General features: G+C 62.4%; 11 protein-coding genes. 5 read left to right on the top strand and 6 right to left on the bottom strand.

What is annotated here, in order from left to right:
- Positions 1 to 97: 97 nt before the first annotated feature.
- Positions 98 to 1,783 carry a hypothetical protein gene (locus tag NMAG_RS16620; RefSeq protein ID WP_004267825.1) on the bottom strand — a complete coding sequence of 562 codons (1,686 nt, stop codon included), beginning with the start codon at positions 1,781 to 1,783 and terminating at the stop codon, positions 98 to 100.
- Positions 1,784 to 2,149: 366 nt separating this feature from the next.
- Between NMAG_RS16620 and NMAG_RS16625 the strand changes: the two genes are divergently transcribed.
- On the top strand, positions 2,150 to 2,410 hold the full coding sequence (locus NMAG_RS16625; RefSeq protein ID WP_012996835.1) for a hypothetical protein: 261 nt from the start codon (positions 2,150 to 2,152) through the stop codon (positions 2,408 to 2,410).
- A gap of 1 nt (position 2,411) precedes the next feature.
- Here the strand turns inward: NMAG_RS16625 and NMAG_RS16630 are convergent, their stop codons facing one another.
- The 3 genes from NMAG_RS16630 to NMAG_RS16640 all read right to left on the bottom strand — a co-directional run bounded on the left by NMAG_RS16630 (position 2,412) and on the right by NMAG_RS16640 (position 7,380).
- Positions 2,412 to 3,863, bottom strand: a complete 1,452-nt coding sequence (locus NMAG_RS16630) for a flippase (protein WP_004267823.1) — start codon at positions 3,861 to 3,863, stop codon at positions 2,412 to 2,414.
- A 25-nt stretch (positions 3,864 to 3,888) separates the two neighbouring features.
- Positions 3,889 to 4,980, bottom strand: a complete 1,092-nt coding sequence (locus tag NMAG_RS16635; RefSeq protein ID WP_004267822.1) for a Gfo/Idh/MocA family protein — start codon at positions 4,978 to 4,980, stop codon at positions 3,889 to 3,891.
- Positions 4,981 to 5,496: 516 nt separating this feature from the next.
- On the bottom strand, positions 5,497 to 7,380 hold the full coding sequence (locus NMAG_RS16640; RefSeq protein WP_004267821.1) for a hypothetical protein: 1,884 nt from the start codon (positions 7,378 to 7,380) through the stop codon (positions 5,497 to 5,499).
- Between the two features lie 163 nt (positions 7,381 to 7,543).
- Here NMAG_RS16640 and NMAG_RS16645 point away from each other — a divergent pair, with 163 nt between their 5' ends.
- Positions 7,544 to 7,936 (top strand): hypothetical protein, encoded by a 393-nt coding sequence (locus tag NMAG_RS16645; RefSeq protein ID WP_004267820.1) that lies wholly within the window; start codon positions 7,544 to 7,546, stop codon positions 7,934 to 7,936.
- A gap of 276 nt (positions 7,937 to 8,212) precedes the next feature.
- Here NMAG_RS16645 and NMAG_RS16650 read toward each other — a convergent pair whose 3' ends face one another.
- Positions 8,213 to 9,406, bottom strand: a complete 1,194-nt coding sequence (locus NMAG_RS16650) for a DUF1616 domain-containing protein (RefSeq protein WP_004267819.1) — start codon at positions 9,404 to 9,406, stop codon at positions 8,213 to 8,215.
- Between the two features lie 349 nt (positions 9,407 to 9,755).
- Between NMAG_RS16650 and NMAG_RS16655 the strand changes: the two genes are divergently transcribed.
- The 3 genes from NMAG_RS16655 to NMAG_RS16665 all read left to right on the top strand — a co-directional run bounded on the left by NMAG_RS16655 (position 9,756) and on the right by NMAG_RS16665 (position 13,923).
- Positions 9,756 to 10,772, top strand: coding sequence for a lipid II:glycine glycyltransferase FemX (locus NMAG_RS16655; protein ID WP_004267818.1), 1,017 nt, complete (start codon positions 9,756 to 9,758; stop codon positions 10,770 to 10,772).
- 167 nt (positions 10,773 to 10,939) lie between these two features.
- A complete protein-coding gene (locus NMAG_RS16660) occupies positions 10,940 to 12,553 on the top strand; it encodes an alkaline phosphatase family protein (protein WP_004267817.1) in 1,614 nt (537 codons plus the stop codon).
- 158 nt (positions 12,554 to 12,711) lie between these two features.
- On the top strand, positions 12,712 to 13,923 hold the full coding sequence (locus NMAG_RS16665; protein WP_004267816.1) for a tyrosine-type recombinase/integrase: 1,212 nt from the start codon (positions 12,712 to 12,714) through the stop codon (positions 13,921 to 13,923).
- 158 nt (positions 13,924 to 14,081) lie between these two features.
- On the opposite strand, the gene NMAG_RS16670 is transcribed toward NMAG_RS16665, so the two are convergent.
- On the bottom strand, positions 14,082 to 15,920 hold the full coding sequence (locus tag NMAG_RS16670; RefSeq protein ID WP_004267815.1) for a Na(+)/H(+) antiporter subunit D: 1,839 nt from the start codon (positions 15,918 to 15,920) through the stop codon (positions 14,082 to 14,084).
- Position 15,921 lies beyond the last annotated feature (1 nt).

Here is a 15,921-nt window from a genome sequence, read left to right on the forward strand (position 1 = left end):
GCATCGACGTGGTCACGTCCCCAACGGTGGGTAGGTCGGTCCCGACAGCTGCAGTCGGGATGACTGTGACCGATTGCCCAGTTCGACGGCGGTATCGCTACAGCGCGTCGTACTCGACGGAGACGTTCGCGTTGCCTGCGAGCCGGAAGTTCTCGATGTCGCCGCTGAACTCGTAGGCGTCACAGGCGTTGGCGATCGTTCCGGAGACGGTCGAACCTGAGATCGAACCGTTCTGGGAGCCCAGGTACGGCGTGTGCCGGACGTCGCCAGTAACGTCGAACGAGAACGTGGTCTCGCCGCTGGTGCCACAGGCGTCGATGACGATGACGTTTGTGCGGTCGTCCGATGGCTCGTCTGGTTCGTCAGACTCGTCACTGTCGTCACCCTCGTCCGTATCGTCATCGTCCGGCTCGCCGCCGGTCTGTTCGATGATTTCGTCCGGATCGAGACGCTCGCCGTCGAGTTCGACCCACATCACGTCGGGCTGGCCGATCTCGATCGACGTAATGGTTCCATCGACCCGGAACGCGTCACCGTGACCGCCGCCGGTCACACCGCCGGCGTGCCAGCCGTCGTCGGTCTCTTCGACGAAGTCCTCGGAGGTGTACGTCCCACCTTCGATGCGTCCGCCAGACGGCGTTGGGTCGGGAGCTTCTGCGAACCCAACCGGTCCGTCGGCGGTGAACTCGTAGCCAGCGTATCGTGCGTCGGGTTCGGTGACGAACGAGAGGAGGTGACCGTCAGCCGGTTCCTCATTTTCCGCGTCGTCCTCGTCGTCCGCGTCGTCCTCGTCGCTGCCATCACCTGGCCGTCCTGACCCTGACGAGCCGGATGCGGCCTCTTCTGCGCTCAGCGGAACGCCCTCAACCTCGCTCGGTTCAGTCCGCTGTGGTGTTCCGGATGACGAACCGTGAATCGCAGCGCCGCGATTGTCGTCAGTTCCGTAGCGGGTGTTTGTAACCGTCACTTCGGCGTTCTGGCCCTTCACCCAGTCCGGTGCACCGCATCGGACGTCTGCGTGTGCCGAGCCGGAGATATCGCAGTCTTTGACTGCCGTGTGCTCGTAGTAACCCCAGAAGCCCTTGTCACAGTCGACCACGACGCAGTTCTCGACGATCGATCCGTCGGTACCCACGCGGAAGCCGGCCGCACGGGAGTTTCGCGCGTAGGAATCTTTGATCACGACCGGGCCGCCACCGCCTGCACCGCTTGGGTGTCGCGAGGAGTCACCAGGGTTGCTGGCGTAGATCGAGTTGTCCGGGCAGTTCTGAATGTTGACGTTCCGAATTTCGAGATCGCCGGCGTGGCCGTTGGCCACGTTGATGCCGGTGATCCCGGGATAGGTGTTGTCGTTCTCGCTACCCATGAAGTAGACGTTCTCGATCAGTCCACTCGCGTTCGGGCTGTTCACCTGGCAGATAATCGCGTCTTCCTTGTCCGTGCTATCCCAGTTGCCGCGGAAACCGACGTTGCGAATCTCCCAGTTGTCCGCGAGCGCACGAATGTGGAACTTCGCGTTCGATGCCGTGATGTCGATCAGGACGTTCGAGAAGGTCTCGCCGTCGCTCAGATGGACCGTCTCGGTCTGGCCTGCGCCAACTTCGATCACGTCGTAATCCTCGGAGGCCGCACCGACCCCGGACATCGCGACAGCTGCTGCCGCCGAGCCGACGAGGCCGATGTAGCTTCGCCGACCAAGTAGGCTGTCATTACCGGCTGAAACGCCGTCTGCTGGTTTTTGATCGCTAGATCCGTCGCCTTCCAATACCGTATCGCGTGCCATACAGTCAGGGATTTTGAAGTCAGGATCATAAACTTTCCGTTTATCCTAATTTAGACAGACAATACAGTCAATTTCTCGTGATATAATATATAGAATCCTATGAGTGTCTATTCACTAGTTTTTATAGAAAACATATAGACATTCAGTTGCAGTCTACCCGGCCATCAGGGGATCGGTTCTCAGTCCGCCCTTCTCCTTCGAAATCGAACGCATTCACGGAATCGAGATAGTATAGGTTCTGAATAGATCTGTCACTCGCCACGTTATGCACGCTGATTTCCAGCGGAAACTACTTCTAGACGAGTTCGGCTCGTGGCTGGGTGAACGACACTCGAGTACCCCCACGCGCACTCGGCGGTCAGCGAGATGGAGCCAGCCCGTTTGGCTCACGTGGTGCGGTGCCCGGCTGATCCGCGGCGACACACCGCTGTCCCGTCTCATCGCGGCAAACTGGACGGAAGCACTGAACGGGGACGGGAGAATCGCGAGAACGAGGGGAAGGTCGAGGATGAGAACGAGGGGAAGGTCGAGGATGAAAACGAGGGAAAGGGCACGGACGAGAAAGACGAGGATGAGGATGAGGATGAGGATAAGGACGAGGATGAGGGAAAGAACGAACTGCGGTGACTTACGAGAGCACGTTCTGCACGTCGAGCATCCCACTCGTCACCGAAATTGTCGCCCAGACGAGGACGCCAACCGCGACGAGCGCGAGCAGCGACACCAGATTCGAGACCAATGGCAGCGCCACCACGACGACGGCGGCCATGCAGAGTGCAATTCCTGAAACCGCGACCACGGACTTTCCGAGGTACGGCAGCGATACCGGGAGTTCGGATCGAATGAGGTAGATGTTCACCGCGATCATGATCCCGTAGCTGACGACCGTCGAAATCGCCGCGCCGGCGATGCCGATGGTCGGGATCAACAGCAGGTTCAGCCCGAAGTTGAACCCACCGGTCACACCCTTCGAGATCGCACGGTGTTTCGCACGGCCGAGATAGTCGAGCGCATCGTTCGTGATCTTGTCGATCGCCTGGAAGACGATGAAGAACGCGAAGATCTGGATAACAAGTACGGCCTCCAGGTACTCCGGCCCGAAGACGTACTGCACCAGCGGCTCGGCGACGACGATCAGCCCCGCCGCAGCAGGGATGTAGAACAGTACGCTGTGCTTGAACGTCGTCTCGTAGATGTCAGCTGCCTTCTCGAGTTCCCCGTTAGCCTTGTACTCGCCGTAGGAGGGCGAGACGGTGAACCCGAGCGAGCTCGCCGGCGCGATGACGAAGTCCGAAATCTGCTTCGCGAGCACGTAGTAGCCGACCGCTGCCGGCGTGAGGAAGAAACCGATGAGCAGCGTATCCACCTGCTTGTAGACCACGTTCGCACCGTCCGAAACGGTCAGTGGCAGGCTGTACTCGAGTAACCGTCGTCGCAGGCCGGGCTCGCGTTCGTCGGCGGCGTCGAATTCGCCGAGCAACTGAGACAGCAAATAGAGGCCGTAGACGGCACCGAGCACGTAGCCGAGGACGTAGCCGGTGAGCGCGCCGATGACGCCGAAGCCGGCGACGAGGAACACGAGGACCGCAACCAGGGTCGTGACGTTCGTGAGAATCGTTACGCGCGCACTCCAGGGGATGCGGTTGAATCCCTGAAAGATCGTGTGGACGTAGGAGTTGATCGTCCAGCAACTGATGTAGACGACCCCGAGCGCCAGCAGCGGTGCCAGGTCGCTCTCGCCGAACAGTGTCGCCAGTTGCTGATGGAACACCGCGATCAGGATCGAGACGGTCAACATCACCGCAGTCAGGAATGTGAGCGAATCTCGGATGATGTAGGGAACTTGCCCGGGATCCGTCTCCCGAAACTCCGCGAGATAGCGCGCCGTCGACCGAGGGATGCCGAGGCGACTGAACAGCAGCGAGGCGCTGAAGACCGAAATAGCCAGAAAGAGCAGGCCGTACTCGTCGGGTGTCAGAAACAGGCTCGCGAGCGACACCATGAGCACGCCCTTCGCAATCGTCCGGACGATTTCGGCGACGAGCGTCGCCCTGAAGCCGCGAATAATCTGTTGTTTCATTCAGAACGAACCAAACTGCGCCGTCTTAGATTGTCGCCGGTGCGTCGACAGTGGTGGTACTCGAGTCCCGGAGCGCCTCGATCAGTCGGATCGTCCACTTCGAGGACTCGAGTGAGACCGGCATCTCGGCGTCGGCCTCGATGGCGCGAGCGGTTCGGTCGAACTGCGCGTAGTGGGCGTTCATCTTGATTGCCGTCTCCCAGTCGTCGTTGAGTTGGCCGTCAGCGACGAGTTTGGCGTTCGAGAGCAGCCCGGAGAGGTAGCCAGCCGAGCGGGAGATCGCCTGCTTGCCCTTCTTGAGTGAGGAAAGGTGATACTCCTCGTCGACAGTCTGGATCGTCTGGAGGACCATATCGAGTTGGATCGACTTCTCGGTGCCGTGGACGTAGATTTCGTGGCGTGGCTTCGAACTCGAGAGCATCTTCAGGCTGCAGAGCACGTCGTCTTCGGTAACGTACTGCAACTGGGCGGAGTCGTAGGCGAACTCGTCGTCGTAGTCGCCGACGAGCCGAGTGATACTCGAGATGGACTCCTCGCTTTCGGGGAAGCCGCCGACTCTGAGCGCGGAGTAGATCGGGTGGGGGAGTCCCTCCTCGAACTCGCCGCCGGGGAGGTCGAAGACCCAGGTGCCACGGTTCGCCTCGTCTGGAGTCGAGAGACCTGTGTAGATCAGGTCGACGCCACGAATCTCGCCGAGTTCGCCGGAGTGGATCATTCGGCGAGCGGTGCGCATCACCGGATCGAAGTTGTGCTGGTGGACCGGGGAGACCGGGACGTCGTGCTCGTCCGCGTAGGCTTCGAGCTCCTCGAGTTCCGCGACGGTTTCGGTGACCGGCTTCTCGATCAGCAACGGGACGCCGGCGTCGATCGCGCGCTTGGCCAGCGGGAGATGGCTCTGGACTGACGTACAGATGTGGAGCCAGTCGAGTGACTCCTGTTCGAGGAGGTCGTCGATATCGCCGTAGGCCGTGATATCGTACCGGGAGGCCGCCTCGCGCGCCCGGTCGATGTCGAGGTCGCAGATGCCGACGAGTTCCGTCCGCGGGTTCTTGTCGATTCCCGAGAGATGAACCTCCGAGACTGTGCCGGCACCGACTACTGCCGTTTTGACTGTCATTCTCCTTCGAAAGACGAACACAGAGTGCTATTGTTATAGATCTGTTACCGGTTTGGCGTGGAGACTCGGCCGATGGCGTCTGCTACTGGGGCTGATCACACGTCGGCAACGGCTCCCTTCGACGTGGTGAAACGATGGTAGCTGGTGGTTGTGCGGGGGTATGGGCGGGTAATCGTCACGCGGCCCCACGAGCTGTGAGTGGTGACCAACTGCGCGCGAGCGCTGCGCTGAGGGGACCGCGAGCGATTACGGACGCCGCGAGCGATCACCGACGAGAAGCGGAGGGAAAGAAGCCACGGACGGGAACAAGAGCGAACGAACAGGCGCGTAATCCGATCGTTGCGTTCGGAATCTGTGGATCGAACGGATCGGCCAGTTCTCCGGAGCTGGCAATAGGGGAGAGTGCACGAAAACGGGGGCGAGGACAATGAAATCGAGAATCAGTAGAGGGAGAAGACGACCAGCAGTCACACCCTCAGCCAGTGTCAACGAAGAGGTGAACGATGGCCACCGGAATCAGGCGTCACCCATGCTGGCATCGATGTAGTACCGGTCGAACTCGCCGTTCGTGTGAATTCGGTTCACACCGGGTTCGTTCTCGAGCGCGTTGAAGTCGCCGTCACTGTGGCGAAGTTCGCCGTAGGCGTACACCTCGCGGTCGTAGTCGTACTGACTCACCACGAGATAGCGGTCGTCGTCGTACTCGTCGACGAGCCCGGAACCAAACGCCGACTCGGGGACGTCGAAGTGGAGCCGCATTCGTTCTTCGTTGCCGTGAATCGCGTCATCGAACCGGTTCGGTCCGTTTCGCAGGCCGACGATCTCGACCTCGTCGTCTTGCATGTCGAAAGCGGTCTCGTAGCCGCTCATCTGTTGGTCGCTGACGTGGGGTGACGGGTTGTAGGTGTACGGCGAGGGGAAGACCGCCACGAGCGACAGCAACAGGAGGAGCGCGAAGCCGACGGCGAGCAGTGGCTGACCAGCGGGGACGAATCGTGACTCACGCCAACCACCAGAGAGACGGCTGGAGCCGGATAGTCCGTAGATTGCGAGCGCACCGAGCAGCGTCACGAAGACCATCATCAGCCCGAAGACACGGAAGTACATCGTCGAGCCCGGTGCGAGGAAGTAGATACCGAACAGCGGCCCCAGTCCGACGAGTGCGACGGCGAAGTACAGCGTCTCCGGTCGAACGCGGGCGAGCCACTCGGAATTGCGCGCGCCGAGAGCGGCCAGGATGAGCCCCGCGGCGAGCAGCGTAAAGAGGAGGTGGACGGTGAACAGTTTAAGGAAAATCTCGCCGAGGCCGCTCCCGAGCGCGCCGAGCGAGGCTCCCTGCATCGCGACTGTATCACCGGCTCCGCCACCGTCACCGAAGACGAAATCAATGGCAGCGCTCAGGAAGTAATCGATCATCCCGCTGAAGAAGCCGTGATTCGAGGTCCAGCCAAGAAAGAGCACGACCAGGAACAACGCCTGGCCGTACATCGGCGTCTGGCTCGCGATTCGCCCCTGCGAGGCGATCCGGCGCGCGAGGAACTGTACCAGCGAGATGCCGAGGAAGACGACGATCAGGTGTGCGATCAGCTGTGGATGGTAGACGACCGTCGCGACGGACACGAGCGCGAAGGCGCCACCGACGGCGGAGACCGTCGCGAGTGAACGATCGGCACGGAGGTATTTCGCGAAGAGGAAGAACAACAGTGCCGAGAACAGCACGGCCTGGGACATCGCGTGTGCCGTCATGTACATCGAAATCGTCGTGATCGGCAGGAGGAGGAACGACGAGAACGCGGCGATCACGACCGCACGGCGATCCGAGACGATCACCCCGACGCAAAGCGGGATGAAAACCCAGAAGACGATCATCGTCGCGAGGATGGCCAACAACAGCGACTGCTCGAGTGGGATGCCGACCGCGGCGTTGAGCATCGCGGTCATGGTGTGGATGCCGGGGTAGTACAGATCGAACGGAACGATCGTTCCCTCAGCCAGGGCCCGCGCCCAGCCGAGGTGGGTGAGTGCGTCGTGGTTCCCGAAGAATCGGTAGCCGCGAATCAGCGGCAGGGCAGCGAAGACGACCATCGTGAGGCCGCCGAGGACGAGCGCGAGCGGTCGGCTGGTGAACAGCCGCGCGTCGGTCTGACTAGCTGAACCCGTTCCTGTCCTCTTTCCACCACCGACCCACGACGGTGGGATAAACGCGATGGCGAGGGCGATTGCCATGGCGACGAGGAGTCCGGCCCAGACACGACCAGGGGTCATCGTGTATATCGAGAGCTCGTACCCGGTGGCGGGCGCACCGTGGGCGAGAAACGCGCTAACAGCGACTGCGAGGAAGCCAACTGCGAGGGCGAGCTTTCGGAACGGTTCTTCGGTGACGGCTGACTGAGGAGACATTCGGGGCTGGCGCGACGTTATCCCGTAGCTATCCTTGTTATTCACCGATTGCGACCGGTAAGTCTGTCAGTACCACGAGTCGGAGTTGGACGTCGGAACACAGTCGAGCATCGCGAAGAGACGACCAGATTTTAAGACGGAGCGATACGAACTGGCAACGGTAATGGTCTCCAGCAGCTCTCCCGACTCGGTTGATTTGACCAGTTCGTCTGACCCGTTCGATTCGTCCGGCTCGTCTGATCCGCTCGATTCGTCCGAATCATCGACGGCGAACGCACGACTGCTGACCGACGGGGGGAACCCGACTAGCGACTCGGCCGCCGATCCCCAGCACGATACCGCAACCGAAGTCAGGGAGGGAACCAGAGATGCGCTGTACGACACGATCGGAACCGTGGCTCTCCTCGGGTTCTCGTTACTCTTCATCGGTGTCGGCACTCGTGGACTCGTCACTGCCGACTCGACGGCGAGCGGTGCACTCGGTGTCGGGATCGGCCTGTTCGGCGTCGTGCTCGCCGCGATCGCGTTCGACGTCGTCCCGCTGAGCCGCGAGTGAGAGTACTCGCTGGTCAGCAGGTTGTCTCACCCCTGTTTCATCAACCACATCTCAGGCACCACCAGAGACGAGTCGTTTGAGTACCGTCCTGACGCTCCGATTCTCACCCCGGCGAGAACAGCCACTCCAAGACCACTAATAGCATGACTGCATTCGAAACCTGGCCCGAGTACGACCGCGTGCGAGCACTCTCCGATTCGGTTCGAAACGGATAGGATCTCGAGTGAGGAGAGAGTGAGGAGAGAGTGAGGAGAGAAAGAGCGTTAGCTGGGGTGGTTAGTCATCGTCATCGTCGTCGTCTTCGTCCTCATCTTCATCGTCGTCCTCATCCTCGTCGTCGTCTTCGTCCTCATCTTCATCATCGTCATCGTCCTCATCAGCCTCCTCCGCTGAGTCATCATCGTCATCGTCCGCATCTGCGTCGTCTGCGTCTGCACCACCAGCTATCTCACCGCCACCATCGCCGACAGTCACCCACAGATACGTCGCCCGATCCGCGTTCTCGATCGTCGGCGTCTCCGGCACCGGCTCATCGTACAGCAACACCGCCATTCGAACCGTCCCACTCTCTGCCTCCGGCGTCATCGACACCCCATCGTGGGTCGACTCGCCGTCCGCGAGCGTGTACTCGAGTCGGTCGTGTTCGATCCGATCTAAGACTTCGCCGTCGCCGATCCACTGCTCCTGCACGACGGCGGTGTAGTCCTGCTCGGATTGTTCCTGATTCTCGAGGCCGATCGTCAGCGAGACGGACTCGTTCGGAGCGGTCGTCGTCTCGTAATCGGCAGCGACCAGTTCGCCGTCGTCATCCTCAGTGAGCAGCTGGAGGTCGGTGTACTGTTCGCCGTCTTGCGGCGAGACGAGCGCGTAGCCAACGCTCGAGAGGGCGATGAGCATGCTCGCGACGAGCAGGAGGTTGATCGCGGTGTGAACTGTCGAGCCGGTGCCGAACAGTGCCGCGTGAATGGTGTCGTACGCACGTCTGAAACTGAACTCATAGCGGTTCTCTTCGGGAACACGAACGCGTCGAAGACCAGCGAGGAAGGCACAGACGAGCACGAAAGCGCAGATGAGGCCGACGACGGCCGCCGAAGAGAACGAGTAGGGAGTGAGTGCGATGCCGATCCCGAACAGCGGGAGGAGAGCGACGCTCAAACCGAACGCGAGCGCGGCGCGTTCGACACTACTCACGGTGAGTGTCTGTCCGAACAGCGGCGTTGCGGTCGTTCTCGAGGGCGGGCTCTCCCGTGGGAACAGCACGGAGACGAGAGCGTAGCCAGGTGCGACGAACAACAGCGGCAAACCGACGGCGGCGCGGAGGACGGGTGACGACACGTCGACGATCAACAGGAGGAGTACCGAAACGACGGCAACGCCAGCGATACCGACCAGATCAGTCGGGAGCCGAGCCACTGCTCTCGTTCCCCGCCCGACGGTCGCGAACGGCTGCGTGTCCAGAATCTCTTTCATGTATGCGTTAGCTATCCACCACTCGACTGGTTCGGACATTGTTACTAGTCGCGTAACCGACTGTTCGGATTCGGTAGCCGTCGCGGTACCGGCGGCCGTCGTGCGGTTCTCGGCAATTGCCGACGATCCACAGCGAAGCCACGACGCTGGCCCACCTCGGTGAAATCGGATCGCAGTGAGGCGAGGTACTCGAGTACGGAAGCGGGTCGCTTACAAAGTGCACAGCGGGCGGACCCTACGATATGGATTGGAGTGTGACTCCAGAGACAGACGCAGAGACGAAACGCGGTGATGGCTCGTTCGCCCCCAGACCGTGTCGTCTCGCCCCCAGACCAATCGGAGGTGGGCGATGAGCATCGACGTTCGCGTCGCCACGGACGACGACCGCGAACGCTGGAACGACTACGTCCAGCGCTCCCCGCAGGGAACGCTGTGTCACGAACTCGAGGCGCTCGAAGTACAGGCCGAACACTCCGGGTCGACGCTGCACCCGCTGATCGGCTTCAAAGGACAGGAGCCAGTCGGGCTCTTCCCGGTGTTCGAACTCAAAAAGCAGTTCGTGACGACCGTCTTCTCGCCGCCGCCACACATCCGCGTCCCCTACCTCGGCCCGGCGTTTCTGAACATGGGGAAGCTCAAACAGCGAAAACGTGAGCGCCGTCGCCAGCGCTTCATGGACGGCTGTCTCGAGTGGATCCAGTCCGAACTGTCGCCGCGATACGCACACATTCGAACCAGTACGGGTGTCGAGGACGCGCGGCCGTTCAAGTGGAACGAGTTCGACGCGACGCCGGAGTACACCTACGCGGTCGACCTCACACGCGAGCGCGATGATCTCCTTATGTCCTTCAGCAGCGACGCACGGAGCAATATCACGAATACCGACGAAGACGAGTACGAGGTCACCGTCGGGGACTCCGAGGAAATAACCCTCATCTACGAGCAAGTGAAACACCGCTACGAATCACAGGACATCAGCTTCGGCGTCCCACTCGAGTTCGTCCAGGACCTGGCCGACCAAACGGCGTCCGGTGCCGTTCGACCCTACACCCTGCGCGTCGACGGGGAGTTCGTCGGCGGGATTCTGGCACTCGAGTACGGCGACAGAACGGGTCGGTGGATGGGCGGTGTCCGGACGGATGCGGACGTAGACGTGGACGTGCCGACGAACGATCTGCTGGACTGGGCGATTATGGAAGACGGGATGGAACGCGGCCTCGAGACGTACGATCTCGTGGGTGCGGATACCCGCCGGATCAATCGCTACAAGGCGAAGTTCAACCCGGAACTCGAGACGTACTACAGCCTGGAGTACGGCTCGTGGGGGATGAAGACGGTGGCGTCGTTGTACGATTCGGTGAAGTGACACAGCGAACCCGCAGCAAACTGCGGTAGGTCCCAGTTACCCACCGTTTTGCACTGACTGACTGTTGTGTACTCGTGAACAACGCTGATTCGATCGATGGTGGTCCAGCCGCCAAATCCGGGTAACTGCGCGCATAACGAAAGGTCGAGCCCGTGGATCCTCCCTCGATGAACGACGATTCGTCGCTGCAGACCCTGCTCGTCGGGATCGACGCGGCCTGTGACCGCGTCCTCGAACCCCTGTTCGAGGCCGGCGATCTCCCGACGCTCGAATCGATCTACGAGGACGGCGCGAACGGCCCGCTCGAGTCCCAGATCCCGCCGTGGACCGCCAGCGCCTGGCCCTCACTCTACACCGGGAAGAACCCCGGCAAGCACGGCGTCTTCGGCTTTCTCTCCTTCGATGGCTACAACTGGGACGTCGTCAACGCCAGTGACGTACGCGAGCCCGCCCTGTGGGAACTCCTCTCTGAACACGGCATGACGAGCGTCGTCGTCAACGTCCCGGTCACCCACCCGCCCCGCGAGTTCGACGGCGCGGTGATCCCCGGCTACACCGCACCGGAGAATCCGGCCTGTCATCCCGAGGGGCTACTCGAGGACGTCCGCGAATCGATCGGCGAGTACCGCGTCTATCCCGACGAGGACGCCGCCGATCTGGGCGGTGCGTACGCCGACTGCGTCCGCATGCGCGGCGAGGCCTTCCAGTACCTCGCGGATCAGTTCGATCCCGAATTCGGCTTCCTCGAGTTCCAGGCGACGGATTCGATCTTCCACAAGAAGCCCGAAAACGACGCAGCGATCCGCGAGATCTATCGGGAAGTCGACCGCCAGCTCGCCGACATTCTCGAAACCCACGATCCGGACACCGTAATCGTCGCGAGCGACCACGGCATGGGTCCCTACGAGGGCCACGAGTTCCGGGTAAACGAGTTCCTCCGCCGCGAGGGCCACGTCGAAACCACGAACGGCGGCGAGGGGATGCCGACCTGGGCAACGGTCCGCGACGACTCACTCAAAGAAGGTGAGGAGACGACCCAGCGCGAGCAAGGCCTCTCCGAGCGCGCGATGGCCGCCGCCGCGGGCGTCGGACTCACGAGCCAGCGTATCGGAGCCGTACTGGAGCGCCTCGGACTCGCCGACTTCGCGGCTGCCCACGCACCCACGGCGCTCGTCAGCGCGGGCGCAACGCAGGTCGATTTCCCGACCTCGCGAGCGTACGTCCGCTCGCGCATCGAACTCGGCGTCCGGCTCAACGTCGAGGGTCGCGAACCGAATGGTGTCGTTCCGGAGGCGGAGTACGAAACGGTCCGCACGCAGGTCATCGACGCCCTGCGCTCCGCGCGAACGCCCGACGGCGACCCCGTCTTCGAGGCAGTCCGGCCGCGCGAGGAGTACTTCCACGGCCCCGAGAGCGAGCGCGCGGTCGATATCGTGACGGTCCCAGCCGATTTCGAACACTTCATCTCTGCAACGCTGCGAGACGAGCAGTTCGGCCCACCGAGCGAGCCCTGGAACCACAAACTCGAGGGCACCGTCGCTGTCGCGGGCGCAGGCGTCGACCACACGGCCGGCGTCAGCGACGCACACTTATTCGACGTCGCACCGACCGTACTGGCGAGCCTCGGCGTACCCACCGACGAGCGCATGGACGGTGAAGTGCTCCCGTGTCTCGACTCGAGTGGAACGACAGACTATGCCCGCCGAGACAAGGGAGATACTGTCGCGACCGACGACGATGCCGTCGAGCAGCGGCTTGCAGATCTGGGGTATCTCGAGTAGCCCCGCCACGCAGCGCCGTGTTTCTTCCGCGGTGTGCTCACCGAAACACAGATTTGTTGCGCCCACACAGTAGGAGACGAACAGATGAGAGACTGCGACGGTTCCGGCCGTGGTCTGGGCTGCCGTTCTCGTCGCTTCGAACGTGAGGTGAGGACGGCGTGACTGATTCCGACGCCAACACCAGAACAGACGTCACCATCACCGACGCCATCGATACCTACCTCCAACGCAAGGCCGTCGGCGACCCCGACGGCCCCGGCGCGGGCGCATACGCTGCCAACGCCGAATCCATCCTCCACCGCTTCGCCGACTGGCTCGACCGCGAGTTCGGGATCACCTCGCTGTTCGCACTCGAGTCCACCCACGCGCGAGCGTACGCCGCCGACCTCCGCGAGCAAACCGAGCGCGGGGCCTACACCGCCTCGAGCGCCCACACCTACTACGCCGTCGTCCGGGCCTTCCTCTCGTGGTGTGTCCGCGGCGGCATCCTCGAGACGAACCCCGCCGCAACCGATCCCGCGGAATCAGCATTGCCGAACGCGAGTGCCGGCACGGACAAAAACCAAGACGGCGACACCGACACGGACACCACCGCCTGGAACCTCGAACAACGCCGCCGCCTCGAGACCTATGCCCGCGAACGCGCTCTCTCAGCAGCCGATGCGACACCAACCGAACGGCGAAGCCGCCTTCGCGAGTACGCCATGGTCGCGCTGCTCGCGCACTCGAGTGTCCGCGGTGCGGAGCTGTTCCGAGTGCCGGAGGACGACAGACGCTCGGGGGCGACCTGGGACGACGTGGACTTCTATACGGGCACGATTCGGGTGCTCGGCAAATCTCAGCGCTTAGAGGACGTGTCGCTGCTCGCGCCGGCGAGAACGCCGCTGCGGCGGTACCGCGTGGTGCTCGATCCGCCGTCGAACGACTGGCCGCTGTTTCCGACGCGACACGCGCCGTCGATCGCCCGCCGCGTTCGCGAGGCGCTCGCGGATCGGGGATACGACGACGCGGAGATCGAGGCGCTGTTCGACGAGGCGACGGCGACCGAACTCGCCCGCGAGCACGCGATTTCGCCGCCGGCGATTACGACCGAAGGGGCGCGCTCGGTGCTGAAGCGCCTCTGTGAGGACGCGGGACTCGAGGTCGGCGGCGAGTACCTGACACCCAGCGGCGTTCGCGCTGAAACAGGTGGTGACGGTGACGAGACCGGCACCAGCCGTCAACGCGTGCGATGCGAAGCGACACGGTCGCGACCGACGCTACGGACGCCGAACGGAGAGCGCTCGATCGCGGTTCCGGTCGACGAGTTACTCGAGATCAACATACTCTCTCACAGCACGCGATCCAGTGGGCAGACGGACTCCGAATAGGAAGCAGTAGTAGCCCCAGTAGCAAGACTAGTAGACGCGGCCGACGGCGGACGGTGCACCGAGATCTGTTTTAGGATTAGGAGACGCGTCGCGAGACGTGGTCGTTCGAGAACTTCGAGTGACAGAAATTCGATAGAGAACCGTACAGAGGGGGGCGTCTACACCAGCAGCCAGATAATTACCGTGAGAATGATCGTCAACAGTAGGACCGTCGTCCCGATTCCAGCACGGAGGTGGATCGTCGATGGGCGGCCACCATCAGCGTGCTGGCGTTCCGGTACGTCGACCATCGGGAGCCGGCGAGCGGTTTCGTCGACGGCAAGCACTGGGTTGTTGCCGGCCCAGTAGCAGCGCTTGACGCCGCTGACGACGGCGTTGTCGACGGCAGCGTAGAGGTCGGTAATCGCGAGCATCGTGCCCCGGCCAAGGTAGTAGCCGGTCGGGTTCACGACCAACGACGGGTCGGAGTAGTCCATCTTCGAGAGCGGCTTGCGGATGAGTTTGAAGCCGATAACGGAGATGACGATCAGGATGAGAGCGTCCTGAAGGTGAGTGTCACTGTAGGGCTCGAGTTCGTTGATGGCCATGTCTGGAATACTGATCCCGTCGACCAGCGGCAACAGGTCGGCAAAGACCGGCCAGCCGATCGCCGGCAGTCCGAGCAGGACACAGGCACCACCGACGGAGAACATCGCGACCGTCTGGCCCGTCCTCGAGTCCTTGACTGTGTAGTCGGATGGGCCGTGCAAGAAGACGTAGTAGCCGAGCTTGATGAACGAGAGGAACGTGCCGATCGCACCGATGAACAGCAGCCAGTACAGCGCCTGGTACTCGCTGCCGCCGTAGTAGGCTGGATCGGCCGCGTCGAGCACCATCCCCTTGCTGATGAAGCCGCTGAAGCCGGGCACAGCGGTAATCGAGAGCGCACCGATGGCGAACGCGATTGCGGTCAGCGGCATCTCACGCCAGAGGCCACCGAGCTTGTAGAGGTCGTTCTCACCGGTTCGGTAGATGACGACCCCGACGGCCATGAACAGCAGGCTCTTGTAGAGCACGTTGTTGAACAGGTGCCCCATCGCGCCGGCGATCCCGATCGCGGAGCCGATTCCGATACCCGCGACCATGTAGCCAAGCTGTGCCTGGATGTGGTAGGACAGCAGCGCGCGCATGTCGTGCTGAAGCAGCGCGAAGACGACGCCGTAGACGGCCATCGCCCCTCCCATGTACGCGAGCAGGAGGTTCCCCTCCGGAATCGCGCGGTAGAGCACGTAGGCGCTCGTCTTCGTCGTGAAGGCCGCAAGGAACACCGACGCGGCGAAGTGCGGGCGCGGGTAGGTGTCCGGTAGCCAGGTGTGGAAGCCGACGAAGGCAACGTTCACACCGATGCCGAGCACCGCGAGCAAGAGCGGAATGCCGTCAGCGAAGCCGACCGTCTCTCCCGCTTCTGTGACCATAGCGAACGAGCCGACGGCGGCGTACTGTGCGATCACCGCGAACAGCACCAGGCTCCCACCGATACCGTGGGCCAGCGCGTAGCGGTAGCCCGCACGGACCGCGTCGCCACCGTACTGCCAGACCAGCAGCGTGCTCGTCAGCGCCATGATCTCCCACATGAACACCAGCACGAGCCAGTCGCCCGCAAAGGCCGCACCGAGCGCGCTCGCGACGTACGCCAGCGCGATGGCTGCCAGTTTGCGCGAGGCCTCACTCGAGTACGCGTAGATGACGGCGAAAGTGCCGAGGAAGCCAAGCGCGATCCCCATCATCCGGGTGAAGTCGTCGATGAGGAACGGGTGGATGTCCTGGAACCCGAGGAAGGTGCGGGTGAGGTGGGCACCTTCGGGTGCGAGCAGCGAAATTGCGACGACCGAAGCGAGGCTCAGTGTGCCGACCGCGAAGCCGAGGAGTCGCGGCAGAACGAGCACGAGCAGCGCGGCTGCGAAGACGATCAGCGGTGGATACGCGTAGGCCAGGATGTCGTAGGTTGCGTCGATCATA

The organism is Natrialba magadii ATCC 43099 (assembly GCF_000025625.1).
GTDB classification, from domain to species: domain Archaea; phylum Halobacteriota; class Halobacteria; order Halobacteriales; family Natrialbaceae; genus Natrialba; species Natrialba magadii.

What these genes read in the sequence shown, in the direction of transcription:
- NMAG_RS16620 (WP_004267825.1), bottom strand. Translation starts at nt 1,783, where the DNA reads ATGGCACGCGATACGGTATTGGAAGGCGACGGATCTAGCGATCAAAAA.
- NMAG_RS16625 (WP_012996835.1), top strand. Translation starts at nt 2,150, where the DNA reads ATGGAGCCAGCCCGTTTGGCTCACGTGGTGCGGTGCCCGGCTGATCCG.
- NMAG_RS16630 (WP_004267823.1), bottom strand. Translation starts at nt 3,863, where the DNA reads ATGAAACAACAGATTATTCGCGGCTTCAGGGCGACGCTCGTCGCCGAA.
- NMAG_RS16635 (WP_004267822.1), bottom strand. Translation starts at nt 4,980, where the DNA reads ATGACAGTCAAAACGGCAGTAGTCGGTGCCGGCACAGTCTCGGAGGTT.
- NMAG_RS16640 (WP_004267821.1), bottom strand. Translation starts at nt 7,380, where the DNA reads ATGTCTCCTCAGTCAGCCGTCACCGAAGAACCGTTCCGAAAGCTCGCC.
- NMAG_RS16645 (WP_004267820.1), top strand. Translation starts at nt 7,544, where the DNA reads ATGGTCTCCAGCAGCTCTCCCGACTCGGTTGATTTGACCAGTTCGTCT.
- NMAG_RS16650 (WP_004267819.1), bottom strand. Translation starts at nt 9,406, where the DNA reads ATGAAAGAGATTCTGGACACGCAGCCGTTCGCGACCGTCGGGCGGGGA.
- NMAG_RS16655 (WP_004267818.1), top strand. Translation starts at nt 9,756, where the DNA reads ATGAGCATCGACGTTCGCGTCGCCACGGACGACGACCGCGAACGCTGG.
- NMAG_RS16660 (WP_004267817.1), top strand. Translation starts at nt 10,940, where the DNA reads ATGAACGACGATTCGTCGCTGCAGACCCTGCTCGTCGGGATCGACGCG.
- NMAG_RS16670 (WP_004267815.1), bottom strand. Translation starts at nt 15,920, where the DNA reads ATGATCGACGCAACCTACGACATCCTGGCCTACGCGTATCCACCGCTG.